We start from the raw sequence: 17,270 nt of genomic DNA on the forward strand, positions 1-17,270 counted from the left end.
AAAGGACAGGACATGGGAGAGAGCTGGACCAACGAACAGATCATCGCCGATGCGCTGGGCCGCGGCGCCGACGTGCAGATCGGCGCGCGCGACAATTCCTGGCGCCTGTCGCGCTGGCGCCAGTTCGTCGGCACCTATGAACTGCCCGCGCTGCCCGATCCCACCTTCGTCGTCCACATCGCCGGAAAGCCGCAGGTCCGCACCCGCCTGCAGGACGGCTGGAGCGAAACCAGCTCGATCCCCGGCTGCGCCACCATCCTGCCCTCGGGTCGCCCCAGTGGCTGGCTGGTCGATGGAGAGCTCGACGTCGTCACGCTCTCCATCGCCTCGCGCGATCTGCAGGGCGTGCCCGCGGCGGACCAGTTCCGCGCCTTGCGCTTCGCCTTCTCCGATCCGCTGGGCGTTGCCCTCACCCGCCAGATCCTGGCCGAAATCTACGCCCCGCAGGACGATGCGCGGAAGGTCTACGTGTCCACGCTGGTCGATGCGCTCACCGCGCACATGCTGCGCGGCCCCCTCGCCGCCAACGATACCGCGATCCCCACTTCGGAGTTTTCCGCCCATCGCCTCCACGGCGTGATGAACACAGTGCTGGCCCAGCCGGGGGACGATCACCCGATCGAAGCGCTCGCCGCCATCGCCGGCCTCACCCCGTCGCACTTCTGCCGTGTGTTCAAGCGCGCCACCAACCTCACCCCGCACCAGTTCGTGATGAAGGCCCGGCTCGAACGCGCGCAGGATCTGCTCGTCACCACCGACCTCACCATCGCGCAGATTTCCGACCAGCTCGGCTTTGCCAGCCAAAGCCACCTGACGCGCGCCTTCCGCACCTTCACCGGCGTCACCCCCGCCGCCTGGCGCCAGCAATCGCTGGGCTGAACGGGGCGGCACGCGCCACCGGCCAGCCCGCTTGCCAAGCGGCCGATGGCAGAGCAGGATCACCGCTCTGCTGGAAGGGGGCTTCCCGATGAACACCCGGTCGATGCGCGTTCGCACCTTGCTGGCGGGCCTCGCGCTCCCGCTTGCCACCCTCGCGCCGGCCGTGGCCGCGCGGGCAGAGCCGGCCGCACCAGCCGCGCCCGTTCCCGGCACCACCGCCATCCCCGTCGGCACGGGGGCCACCATCGTCCCGCCCGAAGGCTGGAGCCAGAAGCGCGAAGGCCAGCTCGTCCGCTTCGTCGCACCCGAAGGCGATGCCTCGGCGGTGATCGTCCCCATCGCCAGCGCGCGCAATGCCGATGATGCCGCTATGCAGGCCTTCGCGCTGGCGCGCCCCGGCTTTTCGCGTGCGATCGACCTTACCCAGCCCCTGCCCCCGCGCGAAGGGTGGGACGATGCCGCTGTCACCGGGTTTGACGTGCCGCCCGCCGAAAAGGCGATCGCGCAGGCCATCGTGCTGCGCAAGGGCACCAGCTACACCGTGGTCGCGATCGAAGGCGCGCTCGCCACGCTCGCCAAGCGCAACGCCCAGCTGCGCGTCGCCAGCGACACGCTCAAGCCGGCGGGTTTCACGTCCGAAAGCTTTGCCGGCAAGGCCGCCCACCGCTTCGATGCGACAAGGGTCGAAGCGCTCAAGCGCTTTGTCCTCTTCGCCATGCAGCAGCTCAAGATTCCCGGCGTCGGCCTCGCCGTGGTCGATCATGGCAAGGTCGTCTACGAAGGCGGTCTCGGGGTGAAGGACCTCGCCACCGGCACGCCGGTCGATGCCGACACCCTGTTCATGATCGCCTCGAATACCAAGGGCATGTCCACCTTGCTGCTTGCCACGCTGGTCGATCAGGGCAAGCTCGACTGGAACCAGCCGGTCACCCGCTACATGCCCGAATTCCGCCTCGGCGATGAGGCCACCACCCGCAAGGTGCTGGTCAAGCATCTCATCTGCGCCTGCACCGGCCTGCCCCGGCGCGACATGGAATGGCTGTTCAACACCAGCCCCTCCACCCCGGCGACCGCCACGTTCGACCAGCTGGCCGCCTCGCAGCCCACCAGCGGCTTCGGCGAAGTCTTCCAGTACAACAACCTGATGGCCAGCGCGGCGGGCTATCTCGGCGCCCGCCTGATCGCACCGGGCAAGGAACTCGGCGCCGCCTACGACAAGGCGATGCAGGACCGCATCTTCACCCCGCTCGGCATGCGCGACACGACGATGAGCAACATCGTCGCCACGGCGGGCAACTGGGCGCGGCCCTACGATCTCGACATCGACGGCAAGGTCGCGCTGATCGACATGAAGTTCAACGATACCGTCGTGCCCTATCGCCCCGCCGGTGGCGCATGGTCCTCGGCGCATGACATGGCGCGCTACGTTCTCGATGAACTCGACCAAGGCCGCCTGCCCAATGGCAAGCGCCTCGTCTCGGCCACCAACCTGCTCGCCCGCCGCGTCCACAACGTGCCCGTGGCCGATCAGCAGTGGTACGGCATGGGGCTCGAGGATTCGATCATGTCGGGCGTCTCGGTCATCCACCACGGCGGCAGCATGTTCGGCTACAAGTCCGACTGGTTCGCCGTCCCTTCGGCCCAGGTGGGCATCGTCGTCCTTACCAATTCCGAAATGGGCTACGATCTGACCAAGGCGGCCAGCCGCCGCATGATCGAGCTGCTCTACGACGGCGCGCCGAAGGCCGCCCAACAGGTCGCCGTTGCCGCCCGGCAGGCCGATCTCTGGGTTGAAAAGAACCGCAGCCAGCTCGATCGCAACGTCTCGCCGGAAGAAGCGCGCCGCTATGTCGGCAACTACGCCAACCGCGAATTGGGCCCCCTCACCGTCACCTATGCCGACGGCGTGCTCCACGCGCGTGCCACATCGATCTGGTCGGACCTCGCGCTCAAGAAGAACGCCGATGGCTCGACCAGCCTCGCCACGATCTCGCCGGGCGCCAGCGGCTTCGAATTTCTCGCCACCACCCGCGATGGCAAGCGCGCATTGGTCCTGCAGGATCCGCAGCGCGAATATGTCCTGCTCGAAACGACCGGCTAGGCGCTCCAAAGCGGCATTGCGTATGCATGATGCATCACCAACGCCCCTCCACCTTCTGTCCTACAGTGCGTAAGGTCGTTACAACCCTGTTGCCCGGGTCCTGACCCACGCATTTGCGCCGATTGCCCTGCCAGCATGTGCCAGGCAGGGGCAATCGGTGACTTTGCTCTTTGAAGTCTGTCAACTTCGTCAACTTGGCCGATTTAGGCGGCCCCGAATCAGGCCCCGCATCAGGCGCCGAATCCTCCGTCGATGGTCTGTAGCGCGCCGGTGATCATCGCCGCGTGCGGCCCTGCGAGATAAGCCGCGTATTCGGCGATCTCGTCGGCGCGGGCGTGGCGCTTGATGGCCATCGTGGTGTGCATGAGGTCAGCCATCGGACCGTTGGCGGGGTTCATGTCGCTGTCTGTCGGTCCCGGCTGGATCACGTTCACGGTGATGCCGCGCGGTCCGAAATCGCGGGCCAGCCCCCGGACCATGCCCTGCATCGCCGACTTGGTCATGGTGTAGGCGGTAACGCCGGGAAACGGGATGCGGTCGCCATTGACCGATCCGATCACGATGATCCGGCCGCCGTCGTTCATCTTCCGCGCCGCCTCGACCGCGGCGTGGTATGGTGCGCGGACGTTGATGTCGATCATCCGGTCGACCGCGTCGGGATCGAGCGTCAGCGGATCGCCCATCAGCGCGATCCCGGCGTTGATCACGATCACGTCAAGCGCGCCCGCACCGGCGACGGTGGCGACCAGCGCGTCGCGGTCTGCGCTGTCGGTCTTTATCGCCTCGGCACCGGTCTCTGCGGCTATGGCAAGCGCAGCGGCTTCGGAGCCCGAATACGTGAAGGATACTTTGGCGCCGCCCGCAACAAAGCGGCGGACGATGGCGGCGCCGATGCCCCGGCTTCCGCCGAGCACGAGGACGGTCTTGCCTGCAAGGTCGGTCATGATTTCAATCCCCTGTTTCGATCGTCGGCAGCGCGATAGCCACCGGTTGCGACAGAGATGCACCCGCATCCCCCATCGCACCAGTGCGACAATTGCCGCCAAACCCTACAGGTAAATCGAAAAGTTCCAGGCCGCTGGGCTGCTCAGGCCAGCGCCACGACCTCGCCGCCATCAAGCGTGTGGCTGCAACCGAGCGATCCGGCGCTGTCGCCCTCGCTCAATGCGGCTGCCGTGCGCCAGCCGATGCTGCGCAGCCGGGCGGCCACTTCGCGGTCGTGGCCCAGCGGCAGGAACACCTTGTCGGAAAGCGGCTCGCTCTGCGCGATCAGGTCGATCAGCGCATCGGGATAGAGCGAAAAGCCTGTCGCGACTTCGCCTTCTCCCCCGGCATTGGCGCCGGCAATGCGGTAGGTGCCGCCGCGCCCCAGCAGCCCGCGCACGCCTTCGGCGTAGAGCGTGAAGCCGAACCAGCTCTGGTATTCGAAGCCGTGGCGTTCGCTGGGATCGAGCGTCAGCCGCGCACCGGTCGGAGCGATGGCGGCGGCGATTTCACGCAGCGCGGCGATGCGGCTGGCCAGTGCGCCACCGGCATCGATGGCGGCCAGCTTTTCGATCGCGCCGTCGAAATCCCCGGTCGCGTAGATCAGCGGAACGTACGCCTCGCCGCCCGCATCACGCAGGCCGCCGGCGTCCTTGGTATCGAGCTCGCGCCGCACCGCCTCGATCGCACCGGGTTCGAGCGGGAAGGCCTTGGCCGCCAGCGTATCGACCAGATCGGGCAGCGTGAAATCGACGCTGACGCCGCGGGCGCCCGCCGCCTGCAGCGCCTCGATCGCCACGGTCAGGATCTCGATCGCTGCCGCGACGTTGTCGGCGCCGATCAGTTCGGCCCCGCACTGCAGCTTCTCGCGCGCCGGGTCGAGCCCGTCGCCCTTGATCGTCAGCACCTGGCCTGCGTACATCAACCGCAACGGCCGCGCCGCGCCCGCCAGCCGGCCTTGCGCGATCCGGCCGATCTGCGGGGTGAAGTCGCTGCGCAGCGCCATCATCCGCAGGCTCGACGGATCGACGAAGCGGAACATGCGCCGGCTCTGGATGCCTGCCATCCGCGATGCGAGGCTCTTTTCGAACTCGATCATCGGCGGCAGCACGCGGTCGTAGCCGTGGCCGTGCATCACGTCCTGGATGCTGCGCATAGCACGCGTCGTCGTCGCCGCTTCACGCGGCAGGCGGTCCTCGAGCCCCTCGGGCAGCAGGTCGGTATCGTCGGTCATCGCGATTCGCCCCCTACCCGCTCGCCCCGCCAAAGTCGAAGGCGAAGCGAACGGGTCGGAGCATGGCGTCCGTCAGACGAACTTGAGCGCCTTGACCGTGCGGACGCCCTCGATCTCGCACGCCTGCTTGAGCACGTCGGCGGGGACCGGGCTATCGAGCGAAAGCAGCAGCACCGCTTCGCCACCGGCATTGCGGCGACCGAGGTGGAAGGTGCCGATGTTGATGCCCGCCTGGCCCAGCAGCGTACCGATGCGGCCGATGAAGCCCGGTGCGTCGCTGTTGACGATATACAGCATGTCGCCGTCGAGATCGGCTTCGATGCCGATGCCGAAGATTTCGACAAGCCGCGGCTGGCCATTGCCGAACAGCGTGCCCGCAACCGAGCGGTCGCCCGCGGCGGTGCCAACGGTGACGCGCACCAGCGTGCGGTATTCGCCTTCGCGGTCATGGCGCACTTCGCGCACGTCCAGCCCGCGCTCCTTGGCGAGGAACGGCGCGTTGACCATGTTCACCGACTGCGAATACTGGCTCATCAGCCCGGCGAGCACGGCAGCGGTGATCGGCTTCTGGTTGAGCTGCGCGGCGGCGCCTTCGACCTCGATCGCGATCTTGGTCAGGTTGTCGTGCGCCAGCTGGCCAACCAGCTTGCCGAGCTTTTCGGCCAGCGCCATGTACGGCTTGAGCTTGGGCGCTTCCTCGGCCGACAGGCTCGGCATGTTGAGCGCGTTGGTCACGCCGCCGGTGGTGAGGTATTCGGCCATCTGCTCTGCCACCTGCAGCGCGACGTTGACCTGCGCTTCGGTGGTCGATGCGCCGAGGTGCGGCGTGCAGATGAAGTTGGGCGTGCCGAACAGCGGCGAGGCCTTGGCGGGTTCGGTTTCGAACACGTCAAGCGCGGCGCCGGCCACCTGGCCCGAATCCAGCGCATCCTTCAATGCGGCTTCATCGATCAGCCCGCCACGCGCGCAGTTGACGATGCGCACGCCCTTCTTGGTCTTGGCGATGTTTTCGCGGCTGAGGATGTTGCGCGTTTCCGCCGTCAGCGGGGTGTGCAGCGTGATGAAGTCGGCCTTGGCCAGCAGCGTGTCGAGATCAGCCTTTTCGACGCCCATCTCGATCGCGCGTTCGGGGGTGAGGAACGGATCGTAGGCGACGACCTTCATCTTGAGGCCCAGCGCGCGGGTGGCAACGATCGAGCCGATGTTGCCTGCGCCGATCAGGCCCAGCGTCTTGCCGGTGACTTCAACGCCCATGAAGCCGTTCTTCGGCCACAGCCCCGCCTGGGTCTGCGCGTTGGCTTCGGGGATCTGGCGCGCGAGGGCGAAGATCATGGCGATGGCATGTTCGGCGGTGGTGATCGAGTTGCCGAACGGGGTGTTCATCACCACCACGCCCTGTGCCGAAGCCGCCGGGATATCGACGTTGTCGACACCGATGCCGGCGCGGCCGATCACCTTGAGGTTCTTGGCGGCGGCGAGGATTTCCTTCGTCACCTTGGTCGACGAACGGATGGCAAGGCCGTCGTATTCGCCGATGCGCGCGGTCAGCTGTTCGGGCGTTTCGCCGGTGATCACGTCGACGTCGCAGCCCATCTCGGTGAAGATGCGGGCGGCGTTGGGATCCATCTTGTCGGAAATGAGAACCTTGGGCTTGGTCATGTCATTATGTCCTTCGTCATCCCGGCCTTGCGCCGGGATCCCGCTTTTGGCGCGGGCGAGAAAACGAAGCGGGACCCCTGCTCAAGGCCGGGGTGACGCCAAGTGGTACAGGAAATCAGGCAGCGGCGAGCGCGGCCTTGGTTTCGGCGTAGGCCCAGTCGAGCCAGGGACCGAGCGCCTCGATATCTTCGGCGTTCACGGTCGCGCCGCACCAGATGCGCAGGCCCGCCGGGGCATCGCGGTATCCGGCGATGTCGTAGGCGGCCCCTTCCTTTTCGAGCAGGGCGGCGAACTTCTTGATGAAGTCGGCATCGGCGCCTTCGACCGAGAGGCAGACCGAGGTCTTCGACCGGGTCGCTTCGTCGGCGGCGAGGTGCGAGAGCCACGAACGCTCTTCGACGATCTTGTTGAGCGCGGCGGCGTTGGCGTCGCTGCGCGCCTGCAGGCCCTTCAGCCCGCCAAGGCCCTTGGCCCATTCGAGCGCGAAGATCGCGTCTTCGACGGCGAGCATCGAGGGGGTGTTGATCGTTTCACCCTTGAACACGCCTTCGGCCAGCTTGCCCTTGGAAACGAGGCGGAACACCTTGGGCAGTGGCCAGGCGGGGGTGTAGGTTTCGAGCCGTTCGACCGCGCGGGGGCCGAGGATCAGCACGCCATGGCCGCCTTCGCCGCCCAGCACCTTCTGCCAGGAGAAGGTGGCGACGTCGATCTTCGACCAGTCGATGTCGTAGGCGAAGACCGCCGAGGTGGCGTCGGCAAAGCTGAGGCCTTCGCGGTCCGCCGGGATGAAGTCGGCATTGGGCACGCGCACGCCCGAAGTGGTGCCGTTCCAGGTGAACAGCACGTCGTTCGACCAGTCGATCGCGTTCAGATCGGCGATCTGGCCATAGTCGGCCCGCAGGATCGTGGGATCGAGCTTCAGCTGCTTGGCGGCATCGGTGACCCAACCTTCACCGAACGATTCCCAGGCCAGCGTGGTGACCGGGCGCGCGCCGAGCATCGTCCACATCGCCATTTCGAACGCGCCGGTGTCCGAGCCGGGCACGATGCCGATGCGGTGCGTATCGGGCAGCTGGAGCACTTCGCGCATCAGATCGATGCAGTACTGCAGGCGCGACTTGCCGATCTTGGCGCGGTGCGAGCGGCCGAGCGATTCGGTGGCGAGAAGTTCGGGAGCGTAGCCGGGCGGCTTGGCGCAGGGTCCGGACGAAAAGAACGGACGTGCAGGCGTATTGGCCGGCTTGGCGGCGGGAAGCTCAGTCATGTAGTCTCTCCTTGCAGAGAGCACGCGCGGCGTTGGGACCGCGTGGCCCGTCGGCCGCCGTAGCGGCGATCCCTGCGTTGTCAATCACGGCCCCTTGTGCGATTCTACGTGGGTCAGGCGCCAAAACCGCGGAAGGCCGTGGCTTCGCCCTGCCGCAGATTTATTTTCATGCGGCGCAAGGACGGTGACAGGCGGCGCCGGGGAGGACAGCGAATCGTCATGCACGGCTCGTCGCGACGCTCACCAATCGTTAACCATCCGGGCCGAAAGTCGGCTGCATGACCCGCGCCCTTGCCCTGGCCGCGCTTTCTGTTGCCACGCTGCTGGCCGGCTGCGTCGGCGCGCCTGAGGCGCCGCCGCGCCGCCCGACGCGCACCACCATGGACACCATCGCGCCGCGCCCGGACGAGCGGCAGTGCATTGCCAACCTTGGCCGCAGCGAAGCCGCGTTCACCCCCTTGCCCGATCAGTATTACGGCGCGGGCTGTTCGACGCTGGGTGCGGTGCGGCTGAACTGGCTGCGCAGCGACGATTCGCGGCTGCAGCTTTCGAACCTTGGCCCGGTGACATGCACGGCGGCCAACACGCTTTCGGGCTGGGCGCGCTTTGGCGTGGACCGCGCCGCGCGCCAGATCCTGGGCAGCCCGCTTGTCCGCATCGAGACGATGGGCAGCTACAGCTGCCGCACGGTGGCGGGCACGAGCCGGATGTCCGCCCACGCCACCGCCAATGCCATCGACGTCGGTGGGTTCCTGCTTGCCGACGGGCGGCGGATCAACGTGATGCGCGACTGGAACAGCGATTCACCACAAATCCGCGCCTTCCTGCGCACCGTCCGCGACAGCGGCTGCAAGCGATTTGGCACCGTGCTGAGCCCGGACTACAACGCGGCCCACCACGATCACCTGCACCTGGAAGTGGGCGGCACGCGCAGCTTCTGTCGTTGAGCCGCAAGGGGCAAACCGCGCTGCCCTGGCATCCCGACGAGAATGGAGCTTGAAAGGGGATACATCGGCGCAGCGATGGGCGCGGCGCGCCTGTCAGATGCTCCACCCGGGCGACCAAGAATGCAGAAGTCCGAAACGAAGGCGGGCCGCCCGGCTGACGATCCGGGCGGCCCGCTCGATGAGACCGCGGGGGGCAACGTGGTCTCAGGTATATCCAGCCTGTCCGGCGGGGCGCGCAAGGTGCGCGCGGTCGGCAGGAAGATAGAATGGCCGCGGCGTGGCGAATGGTCGATCCTGGCCGTTGCGCACCCCCTGTGCGCCTGCCGCGCCCCAATCCCTCCTGGGCGTTACCGGCTTTGCGATACGGCCTTGATGCCCCCTGTCGTCACGCCGCGACGTCTCCGAGGCCGGCCGCCTCGATGCGCAGGCGAACCGCTTCTGCCGCATGGCGGGCGCCGAGCTTGCCCATCATCTTCATGCGGTGGATTTCCACGGTACGCGGACTGATATCGAGATCGCGGGCGATCGCCTTGTTGCTGCACCCTTCGGCCAGGCGATCGAGCACTTCGCGTTCGCGCAAGCTGAGGCGGGCGATGCGCTGGCGCGCTTCGGCGGCGCGGGCGCGCTGTGCGCGGTGCGTTTCCGCTTCCTTGGTGGCGTGGGCGATGGCTTCGTTGAGCGGGCCGATCTGCTGCGGCACGGCGAGGTAATCGAGCGCACCCGCCTTGATCGCGGTGACGACCGCGTGGGTTTCGGGCGTTTCGGCCACGGCGATCACCGGCAGCCAATGCCCGGCGCGCATCATTGCCGCGATGAGCGTGGCGATGCCCTGCCCTGTCGGTTCGTCGTGCGCCAGCACCAGGCCGTTCGACGGCGCGTGGGAGAGCAGCTCCTCCGCGTTGGCGTAGATTTCGGCATGGTGCCCCGCTGCGAAAGCGAGACGGGCGAGTTGCGCGCGTCGCGCACTATCGCCATCGAGGATGTGGAGTGTGACACGTTCGACCATGCCGGGAAGTAAGACGCCGTCCGAAGACGCAGCGCCATCGACGAAAGCTTCGTTCCGAAACGAAATGGTGGCCCTTTCGGACGATGCTACAGGCTTTCCCTTAGCCGCATTATATCCGGATCGGATTTTGTTCCCGGCGATCGTTTGCGTTCGAGGGTGAAGGTCGTGTTCCATGACCGCGGATATGCGCCTTGGCGCGTCTCATCGCAGTTACCAAGTATGGTTCGCCCCTTACCAAACTCGCCTCAGAGGTTATCCTAAGGCTTTCTACTTACTCGATAGTTCTGATCGAGGCCGCCTCATCATCGAAAGTGTAGTCGGGCAGTGAATGGAACGCCTTGCGCAAGGCTTCGCTCCAGCTGGAAGAGATCGATTTGAAGTAGGGATCGCTCGCCAGGATGCGCTTCTGGTGCAACGGTTCGAACCGATCCCGCTCGATCACCATCAGGTCGAGCGGCAGCCCGACCGACAGGTTCGCGGCCAGCGTCGAATCGAAGCTGACCATCATCAGCTTGACCGCGTTCTCGAAGCTCATCCCCGGATCGTAGCCGCGCAGCAGGATCGGGCGGCCGTACTTGGTCTCGCCGATCTGGAAGAAGGGCGTGTCGAAGCTGGCCTCGATGAAGTTGCCTTCGGGATAGATCAGGAACAGCCGCGGCTCCATGTCGCGGATCTGCCCGGCGACGATCATCGAGGCGGTGAAACGCGGCCCTTCGGACTGCATGCCCGAATCCTGCCGCCCTTCGATCACGTCGCGCAGCAGGCGGCCGACCTGGGTGGCCACCTGGAACATGGTCGGCGCTTCGAGGATGGAGGGGCGCCGTTCGCTGGGTGCCTTGTTGCGTTCTTCCAGCTGGCTGATCACGGCCTGCGTGGTGGCGAGGTTGCCGGCGGTCATGATCGTGATGATGCGTTCGCCCGGCACCTGCCAGGAATGCATCTTGCGGAACACCGAGATGTTGTCGACGCCCGAGTTGGTGCGGGTGTCGCTCATCAGGACGAGGCCCTTGTCGAGCACCATGCCCACGCAATACGTCATTGTCTTCCCCGGCTTTCCCCTGTCGCCGATCGTCCGACAGGGGCCGCTGAGTCAACCCGGCCCCTGCGCTTTGTCACCGATCGGTCTTACTGTTCCACACGCTGCTGCTGCACCGCAAGCCTGACGTGCATCGTCTCGTCGCTGCTGCCCACGCGTATGCCAGTAACCGGGGCCGCATCGCGATAGTCCGCGCCCGAGGCGACGCGGACGTAGCGCGCATCGGGGCAGATGCGGTTGGAGATGTCGAAACCGACCCAGCCCAGCCCTTCGACCTCGGCTTCGGCCCAGGCGTGCCCCGCATCCTGATCGATGCGATCGTCCATCAGCAGGTAGCCCGAGACATAGCGCGCCGGCACGCCGATCGCGCGCGCGGCGGCGATGAACACGTGGGCGTGGTCCTGGCACACGCCGTGCCCTGCGGCGAGCACTGCCTCGGCCGTGCTGGCAGCATCGGTATGGCCGAGTTCATAGGTCACCGCGTCGGCCACGAGATCGGACAGCGCATGGAGCCGGGCCAGCATGTCGGCGCCCGGCGCAAGCCGCGCGACCAGCGCGCGCACCTTGGGCCCGACCTGGGTGAGCGGGGTCGGCTCAAGGAAGTGCCAGCGCGGCAGGTAGCCCGCCGTGCGCCCGACGATGCCCGACTGGTCGGACGTTTCGACGATCCCTTCGCAGCGGATCGAGACTTCGCGCGTGCCCGGCTCGAAGCTGATCAGGGTGACGCGGTTGGCGTTGTGATCGTCGTATTCGAGCTGGACGCGCGCGCCTTCGAAATGGACCGCCCATTCGATCACGTTCTGCCCCTGGCTGTTGCGCGGGGTCAGGCGCAGCCGCTGCAACCCGTTCTGGATGCCGGGCGAAAAGTGGTAGTGCGTGGTGTGCTCGATGGCGATGCGCATGGCGGCCTTCCCCCCGTGGCCTATTCTGTGAACCGGTAATCGCGCTGGATCTGCGCGCCGAGGCGGCTGTTCGTGGCGATGAAATCGCCAATGAACTGGTGCAGGCCCTGTTCGAAGATCGATTCAATGGTGATGCCCTGCAGCCGCGCGGCGGCGGCGTTGAGGATATCGTGCGCCGGCGTGTGCGCGCCGTATTCCCGCGCCAGATGCGCAAGGTTCGATTGCAGCTTGCCGTAGCAGAACGCCAGGCTGCGCGGGAAACGCCCGTCAAGGATCAGGAATTCGGCAATGCCGCGCGCTTCCATCCGGCCGGCGTTGAGCCAGCGATAGGCGCGTTCCCCGGCGAGCGAGCGCAGCACGTTCTCCCACTGCACGTTGTCGAGGCTGGACCCCACATAGGAGAGCGAGGGCAGGAGCACGTAGTACTTCACATCAAGGATGCGCGCGGTGTTGTCGGCGCGTTCGATGAAGGTGCCCATGCGCGCGAAGTTGTAGATGTCGTTGCGCAACATGGTGCCTTCCATCGCGCCGCGCACTTCGGTCGACTGGCGGCGGATGGTGTCGATGACGAGGCCGAGCCGGGCGTCGGTGACGGGCCGGGCGAGCAGCTCCTTGAGCCGCATCCAGCTCTCGTTGACGGTCTCCCACACCTCGCGCGTGATGCCGGTGCGGACCATGCGCGCGTTCTGCCGCGCGCCTTCCACCATGGCGAGGACGTTGCCGGGATTGTCCTTGTCGCGCAGCACGAAGTTGAACACTTGCGGGCCTGCGTAATCGAGCCCGAACTTCGCCTCGTACGCGCTCTGCAGGCCCAGCGTGACGATTACCGAGCGCCATTCGTCCTGCGCATCGCGGGTATCGCGGGTGAGCGCCATGCGGAAACCGGCCTCGATCAGGCGCGCGGTGTTCTCCGCCCGTTCGAGGTAGCGGAACAGCCAGAAAATGCCGTTTGCGGATCTGCCTAGCATCGCGTGTCCTTCGGCATGCCCTCGAGATTGTATTCCGCCATCAGTCGTCCAGAACCCAGCTGTCCTTGGTGCCGCCGCCCTGCGAGGAGTTGACCACCAGCGACCCCTTCTTGAGCGCAACGCGGGTGAGCCCGCCCGGCGTGATGTCGATCCCGTTGGGGCTGACCAGCACGAACGGCCGCAAGTCCACGTGGCGCGGGGCGAGCCCGGCCTTGGTCAGGATCGGCACGGTCGAGAGCGAGAGCGTGGGCTGCGCGATGTAGTTGTCGGGCCGCGCCCGCAGCTTGATCTCGAAGGCGGCGATCTCCTTCTTCGAGGAGGTCGGGCCGATCAGCATGCCATAGCCGCCCGAACCGTGGACTTCCTTGACGACAAGGTCGGCCAGGTTGTCGAGCACGTACTTCAGCGCGTCCGGCTCGCTGCAGCGCCAGGTCGGCACGTTCTTCAGGATCGGCTTCTCGCCAGTGTAGAATTCGACGATTTCGGGCATGAAGCTGTAGATCGCCTTGTCATCGGCGATGCCGGTGCCCGGCGCGTTGGCGATGGTCACCCCGCCCGCGCGGTAGACGTCCATGATCCCGGCGACGCCGAGCACGCTCGACGGATTGAAGCTCAACGGATCGAGGTATTCGTCATCGACCCGGCGGTAGATCACGTCGATCGGCTGCCAGCCGCGCGTGGTGCGCATGGCGATGCGCCCGTTCTCCACGCGCAGGTCGCTGCCTTCGACCAGTTCCGCGCCCATCTGGTCTGCCAGGAAGGCGTGTTCGAAGTAGGCCGAATTGTAGATGCCGGGCGTGAGCACCGCGACCACCGGCTTGTGCCCGCGGGCGGCAGGCGGCGCGCAAGCGGCAAGACTGCGCGCGAGGCGCCGGGGATAGTCCGAAACCTCGCGCACCCGGACGCGGGTGAACAGTTCGGGGAACATCGCCATCATCGTTTCGCGGTTTTCGAGCATGTACGACACGCCGCTGGGCGTGCGTGCATTGTCCTCGAGCACCATGAACTCGTCCTCGTCGGTGCGGACAAGGTCGATGCCGACGATGTGGGTGTAGACGCCGCCCGGCGGGGTGAAGCCCGCCATCTGCGCCAGGAACGCCTCGTTCCCCTTAAGCAGGCGTGCCGGCAGGCGGCCCGAACGCACGATTTCCTGCCGGTGGTAGAGATCGTGGAGGAAGGCGTTGAGCGCGCGCACGCGCTGTTCGATCCCGCGCGAAAGCTTGCGCCACTGGTGCGCGGTGATGATCCGCGGCACCATGTCGAACGGGATCAGCCGTTCTTCGGCATCTTCGTTGCCATAGACGTTGAAGGTGATCCCGGTGCGGCGGAAGAACGCTTCCGCTTCGCTGCCCTTGCGGCGCAGGAGATCGGGGGGCTGCTCCTCGAACCATTGGCGGTAACCGGCATAGGCAGGGCGAACCGCCCCATCGGCATCAACCATCTCGTCATAGGACGAGGGTGAGGAGTTGTTCATAGGCGCATCCCGTCTTCGGACCCAAGCTTGCATAGGATCCGACGGCCCGCAAGCGCCGATGCTGCACCTGCGAAATATTTTACGATCGGGTTACGCCGCCGCGCCGTGAAGGTCCGCCAGCAGTGCCAGCAGCGTGCGCGCAACGTCGGGGTGGCCGGCGAACCCCAGGTGCGTACAGCGCAGCGCGATGGCGCGGTCGCGCTCCCCCTTGCGCCCGCAGGCCGATCGCGGCGCGACGATGCCGTCGCGCGCGCTCCACAGTGCCACCGTCGGTACCGGGGGCTTTGCGGCAAAGGCATGGCCGACCGGCGGGGCATCGACGCTGTGCCCCGCGATCGCCTGATAGGCGCGCCAGGCATTGTTGGCGCGCCGATCACCCGAAAAGGGCGAGCCCATCGTGACGACCATCGCCACCGCTTCGGGGTGGCGATGCGCGATTTCGCGGGCGAACAGGCCGCCAAGGCTCCAGCCGACCAGCACCAGGGGTTCGCCTTCCTTGCGCGCCATCGTGACCACGCGTTCGGCAAGCCGTTCGAACCCTTCTTCGGTGGGCCCGAAGTTGAAGCCCAGCCCCCAGTCCGAGACGCGGTGGCCGGCCGCTTCGAGCGCCACGCGCAGGCTCTTCATCCGCACCGGATGCGTGCCGAAGCCGGGCAGCAGCATGACAGGACGCGAAGGCGCGGCGGCGTCGGACCCCGGCCCCGGCACGGGTTCGACATGCCGCCGCGCGGCGCGGTGCGCCTGCCACAGCTCGACAGGGGTACGCAGCTCGGCCAGCAGCCGCGCCATGTGCGGGCCCCGCGCCGCGGTCGGGCGCGGCTCGAACGCCAGGGCGCTGCGGCGCGCGGCCTCTTCCCGGAACGCGGTCAGCCGCTCGCCCAGCGCGTGCCAGTCGAACGCCGTTTTCCGGGAAAGGGTCTGTTGCTGCGCCAATGCCATGATCGCTCCGCTGGTAGGTCCGCTTCGCCTACAACGCCAGATTCGCGCGAGTGTTTCATATTTGTGTCAAGAATCACACCGGACCGGTGACGATGTAGACCGGCTGGCCATCGACCTTGGCCGGAGTGGCGCTGCCGGCGCGGCAATTGCCCATCCAGTCGCACACCTGCGCCCCGCGTGGGACGGCACGGCTCGATGTCCCGGCATAATCCCACACCACGTCGATGGTGGTGCCGCCGCGCACGAAGCGATAGCCGCGCTGCGTCGGCAGAAGGCCGCTCAACGGACCGCGGGTGGTGGTGCCGTCGAGCAGCCGGGTCATTGCGGCATAGGCCGGCACGCTCATCTTGGGCGCGATGCGGTCGGTGCCGAAGGCGAGCCTGTCGTTGAGGTTCCAGTAGAAGCCGTGGGTCTGCACGTCCTTCGATCGCGGCCCGCCCGGCCCCCAGAAATCGGCGACGTAGAACGCGGTGTCGACGCTGGCGCCTTCGCCCAGCATGATCAGCGTGACGCGGATGTTCTCGCGCGCCTGCCCGCGATTGCCGCTGCGGCTGGTTTCCGAGCCGTGCTCGGTGCCGACAAGGCCGATGGGATGGCCGCCGCTCCTTTCCGCGGCAGCGATCTGCGTGCGCAGGTGTTCGGCAAGGCCGTGGGTTTCGGGCGGATCGCCCGGCGAATAGGGATGGATCGAATAGGCATCGATGTAGCGCCCAAGGCCGCCCGCCCACAGCCCGCGCAACTGATCGTCATAGTTGGACGATGGAAACAGCGTCGGCCCCGCCACCACCGCATCGGGATCGGCCGCGTGGATCGCATCGTAGGTCAGGCGGAAGTATTCGATCAGGTCTTCGTTCGTTCCGCCGAAGCACCAGCCCTGCCCCGGCTCCCACGCCATCTGGTAGATGCGCTTGTGCATCGTCGGGTAATCGTGCGCAAAGGCCCTTGCCAGCGCCGCGGCATAGACGGGAAGCGCCGCCTTGCCCTGCGCGTTGAGCCGGCCATAGGTCTTGCAGATCTTGCCGCCGGTGCCGGGCACCAGCGCCCAGTCGGGCACGCCCGAGCCCATCGCCGCCGCGATCGGATACATCGCCCACGGCTTGCCCTGCCATGATGGGGCCATGTCCTGGTCAAGGCCCTTTGGCCAGGGCTTGTTGCCGTTGCGCGCACGCTCGCTGTCCCAGGCCTTGGCGAAATTACCCGGGGCCTTCTCCTCCATCCAGTGCCACTGCACGCGATCGAGGTAATAGCGCAGGCCCAGCAGCGGCACGATCTGCGCCTTGGAACTGAACCCGCCCTGCATCGCAAAGTGCGAAGAATCAGGGCCATAGTCGGTCCGCCCGGCCGGATCGGGCACAACGGCATAGCTGGTGATGCCGGCGGGCCGCGTGCCTTCGGCCGCGATGGCCGTGCCATCGGCAAGCCGCGCGGCTACCTCGTAATATCCCAGCCGTCCGTGCGGCGCATCGAGCGCGACCTGCGCGGCGCCGCTGGCATCGGCGGTGACCTTCACTGACTTGCTCAGGACCGTGACCTGCCGGTCGTCGGTGATCGTCACGGCAAGCGTCGTCGCCGCCCCCGGCTTCAATCCCGTGACCGCAAATCGCAGCGAGACGGGCTGCCCTGGCGCGAACGTGCTGATCGACGGATTGCTGGTCGTCGCCCGCAATTGCACCCCTACGGGCGCGGCAGCGGAGGGACCGGCAGGCGGCGGCGCAGCCTGAACAGCCTGTCCGGCGAGCGCGAGCGGCAGGGCAGCGGACGACAGGGAAAACAGCATTCGCATCTGGAGCATGGCAGTTCCTTCAGGCGCTTGGCAGGTCCCACTGTTCAAGGAGCAATGGTCTTGCCTGGCATTGCAGAACGCAAGCTGAACACCC

General features: G+C 66.8%; 14 protein-coding genes. 3 read left to right on the plus strand and 11 right to left on the minus strand.

The window, feature by feature from the left end; translation table 11 throughout:
* Positions 1–12: 12 nt before the first annotated feature.
* Together AACH40_RS10940 and AACH40_RS10945 are read left to right on the plus strand one after the other, a co-directional pair.
* A complete protein-coding gene (locus AACH40_RS10940; RefSeq protein ID WP_338642438.1) occupies positions 13–879 on the plus strand; it encodes an AraC family transcriptional regulator in 867 nt (288 codons plus the stop codon).
* A gap of 88 nt (positions 880–967) precedes the next feature.
* Positions 968–2,980: a serine hydrolase domain-containing protein gene (locus AACH40_RS10945; RefSeq protein ID WP_338642439.1), complete on the plus strand. Its 2,013-nt coding sequence runs from the start codon at positions 968–970 to the stop codon at positions 2,978–2,980.
* 230 nt (positions 2,981–3,210) lie between these two features.
* Here AACH40_RS10945 and bdcA read toward each other — a convergent pair whose 3' ends face one another.
* From bdcA to AACH40_RS10965, 4 genes are all read right to left on the minus strand, one after another.
* Entirely contained in the window at positions 3,211–3,924 is a 714-nt protein-coding gene (bdcA, locus tag AACH40_RS10950; RefSeq protein ID WP_338642441.1) for an SDR family oxidoreductase, read from the minus strand.
* Positions 3,925–4,067: 143 nt separating this feature from the next.
* Positions 4,068–5,198, minus strand: coding sequence for an ATP phosphoribosyltransferase regulatory subunit (locus AACH40_RS10955; protein ID WP_338642442.1), 1,131 nt, complete (start codon positions 5,196–5,198; stop codon positions 4,068–4,070).
* 72 nt (positions 5,199–5,270) lie between these two features.
* Positions 5,271–6,857 carry a phosphoglycerate dehydrogenase gene (serA, locus tag AACH40_RS10960; RefSeq protein ID WP_338642443.1) on the minus strand — a complete coding sequence of 529 codons (1,587 nt, stop codon included), beginning with the start codon at positions 6,855–6,857 and terminating at the stop codon, positions 5,271–5,273.
* A 115-nt stretch (positions 6,858–6,972) separates the two neighbouring features.
* Positions 6,973–8,121 carry a phosphoserine transaminase gene (locus tag AACH40_RS10965; RefSeq protein ID WP_338642444.1) on the minus strand — a complete coding sequence of 383 codons (1,149 nt, stop codon included), beginning with the start codon at positions 8,119–8,121 and terminating at the stop codon, positions 6,973–6,975.
* A gap of 278 nt (positions 8,122–8,399) precedes the next feature.
* On the opposite strand from AACH40_RS10965, the gene AACH40_RS10970 reads away from it, so the two are divergent.
* Entirely contained in the window at positions 8,400–9,068 is a 669-nt protein-coding gene (locus AACH40_RS10970; RefSeq protein WP_338642445.1) for an extensin family protein, read from the plus strand.
* 385 nt (positions 9,069–9,453) lie between these two features.
* Here AACH40_RS10970 and AACH40_RS10975 read toward each other — a convergent pair whose 3' ends face one another.
* The 7 genes from AACH40_RS10975 to AACH40_RS11005 form a co-directional block, all read right to left on the minus strand.
* Positions 9,454–10,074, minus strand: coding sequence for a response regulator transcription factor (locus AACH40_RS10975; protein WP_169493155.1), 621 nt, complete (start codon positions 10,072–10,074; stop codon positions 9,454–9,456).
* 271 nt (positions 10,075–10,345) lie between these two features.
* Positions 10,346–11,113, minus strand: coding sequence for a proteasome-type protease (locus AACH40_RS10980; protein WP_169493156.1), 768 nt, complete (start codon positions 11,111–11,113; stop codon positions 10,346–10,348).
* Positions 11,114–11,199: 86 nt separating this feature from the next.
* Positions 11,200–12,012: a transglutaminase family protein gene (locus AACH40_RS10985; RefSeq protein WP_338642446.1), complete on the minus strand. Its 813-nt coding sequence runs from the start codon at positions 12,010–12,012 to the stop codon at positions 11,200–11,202.
* Positions 12,013–12,032: 20 nt separating this feature from the next.
* A complete protein-coding gene (locus tag AACH40_RS10990; protein WP_338642447.1) occupies positions 12,033–12,980 on the minus strand; it encodes an alpha-E domain-containing protein in 948 nt (315 codons plus the stop codon).
* A 40-nt stretch (positions 12,981–13,020) separates the two neighbouring features.
* Entirely contained in the window at positions 13,021–14,454 is a 1,434-nt protein-coding gene (locus tag AACH40_RS10995) for a circularly permuted type 2 ATP-grasp protein (RefSeq protein WP_169493159.1), read from the minus strand.
* A 90-nt stretch (positions 14,455–14,544) separates the two neighbouring features.
* Complete coding sequence (locus AACH40_RS11000; protein WP_338642448.1) at positions 14,545–15,393, minus strand: alpha/beta fold hydrolase; 849 nt, start codon at positions 15,391–15,393, stop codon at positions 14,545–14,547.
* Positions 15,394–15,466: 73 nt separating this feature from the next.
* On the minus strand, positions 15,467–17,185 hold the full coding sequence (locus AACH40_RS11005; RefSeq protein WP_338642449.1) for a hypothetical protein: 1,719 nt from the start codon (positions 17,183–17,185) through the stop codon (positions 15,467–15,469).
* Positions 17,186–17,270: the final 85 nt, after the last annotated feature.

This window comes from Novosphingobium olei (assembly GCF_037076535.1).
GTDB classification, from domain to species: Bacteria; Pseudomonadota; Alphaproteobacteria; order Sphingomonadales; family Sphingomonadaceae; genus Novosphingobium; species Novosphingobium olei.

Bases quoted from the DNA above. Each gene is read 5' to 3' on its own strand.
- AACH40_RS10940 (WP_338642438.1), top strand. From the start codon at position 13: ATGGGAGAGAGCTGGACCAACGAACAGATCATCGCCGATGCGCTGGGC.
- AACH40_RS10945 (WP_338642439.1), top strand. From the start codon at position 968: ATGAACACCCGGTCGATGCGCGTTCGCACCTTGCTGGCGGGCCTCGCG.
- bdcA (WP_338642441.1), bottom strand. From the start codon at position 3,924: ATGACCGACCTTGCAGGCAAGACCGTCCTCGTGCTCGGCGGAAGCCGG.
- AACH40_RS10955 (WP_338642442.1), bottom strand. From the start codon at position 5,198: ATGACCGACGATACCGACCTGCTGCCCGAGGGGCTCGAGGACCGCCTG.
- serA (WP_338642443.1), bottom strand. From the start codon at position 6,857: ATGACCAAGCCCAAGGTTCTCATTTCCGACAAGATGGATCCCAACGCC.
- AACH40_RS10965 (WP_338642444.1), bottom strand. From the start codon at position 8,121: ATGACTGAGCTTCCCGCCGCCAAGCCGGCCAATACGCCTGCACGTCCG.
- AACH40_RS10970 (WP_338642445.1), top strand. From the start codon at position 8,400: ATGACCCGCGCCCTTGCCCTGGCCGCGCTTTCTGTTGCCACGCTGCTG.
- AACH40_RS10975 (WP_169493155.1), bottom strand. From the start codon at position 10,074: ATGGTCGAACGTGTCACACTCCACATCCTCGATGGCGATAGTGCGCGA.
- AACH40_RS10980 (WP_169493156.1), bottom strand. From the start codon at position 11,113: ATGACGTATTGCGTGGGCATGGTGCTCGACAAGGGCCTCGTCCTGATG.
- AACH40_RS10985 (WP_338642446.1), bottom strand. From the start codon at position 12,012: ATGCGCATCGCCATCGAGCACACCACGCACTACCACTTTTCGCCCGGC.
- AACH40_RS10990 (WP_338642447.1), bottom strand. From the start codon at position 12,980: ATGCTAGGCAGATCCGCAAACGGCATTTTCTGGCTGTTCCGCTACCTC.
- AACH40_RS10995 (WP_169493159.1), bottom strand. From the start codon at position 14,454: ATGAACAACTCCTCACCCTCGTCCTATGACGAGATGGTTGATGCCGAT.
- AACH40_RS11000 (WP_338642448.1), bottom strand. From the start codon at position 15,393: ATGGCATTGGCGCAGCAACAGACCCTTTCCCGGAAAACGGCGTTCGAC.
- AACH40_RS11005 (WP_338642449.1), bottom strand. From the start codon at position 17,185: ATGCTCCAGATGCGAATGCTGTTTTCCCTGTCGTCCGCTGCCCTGCCG.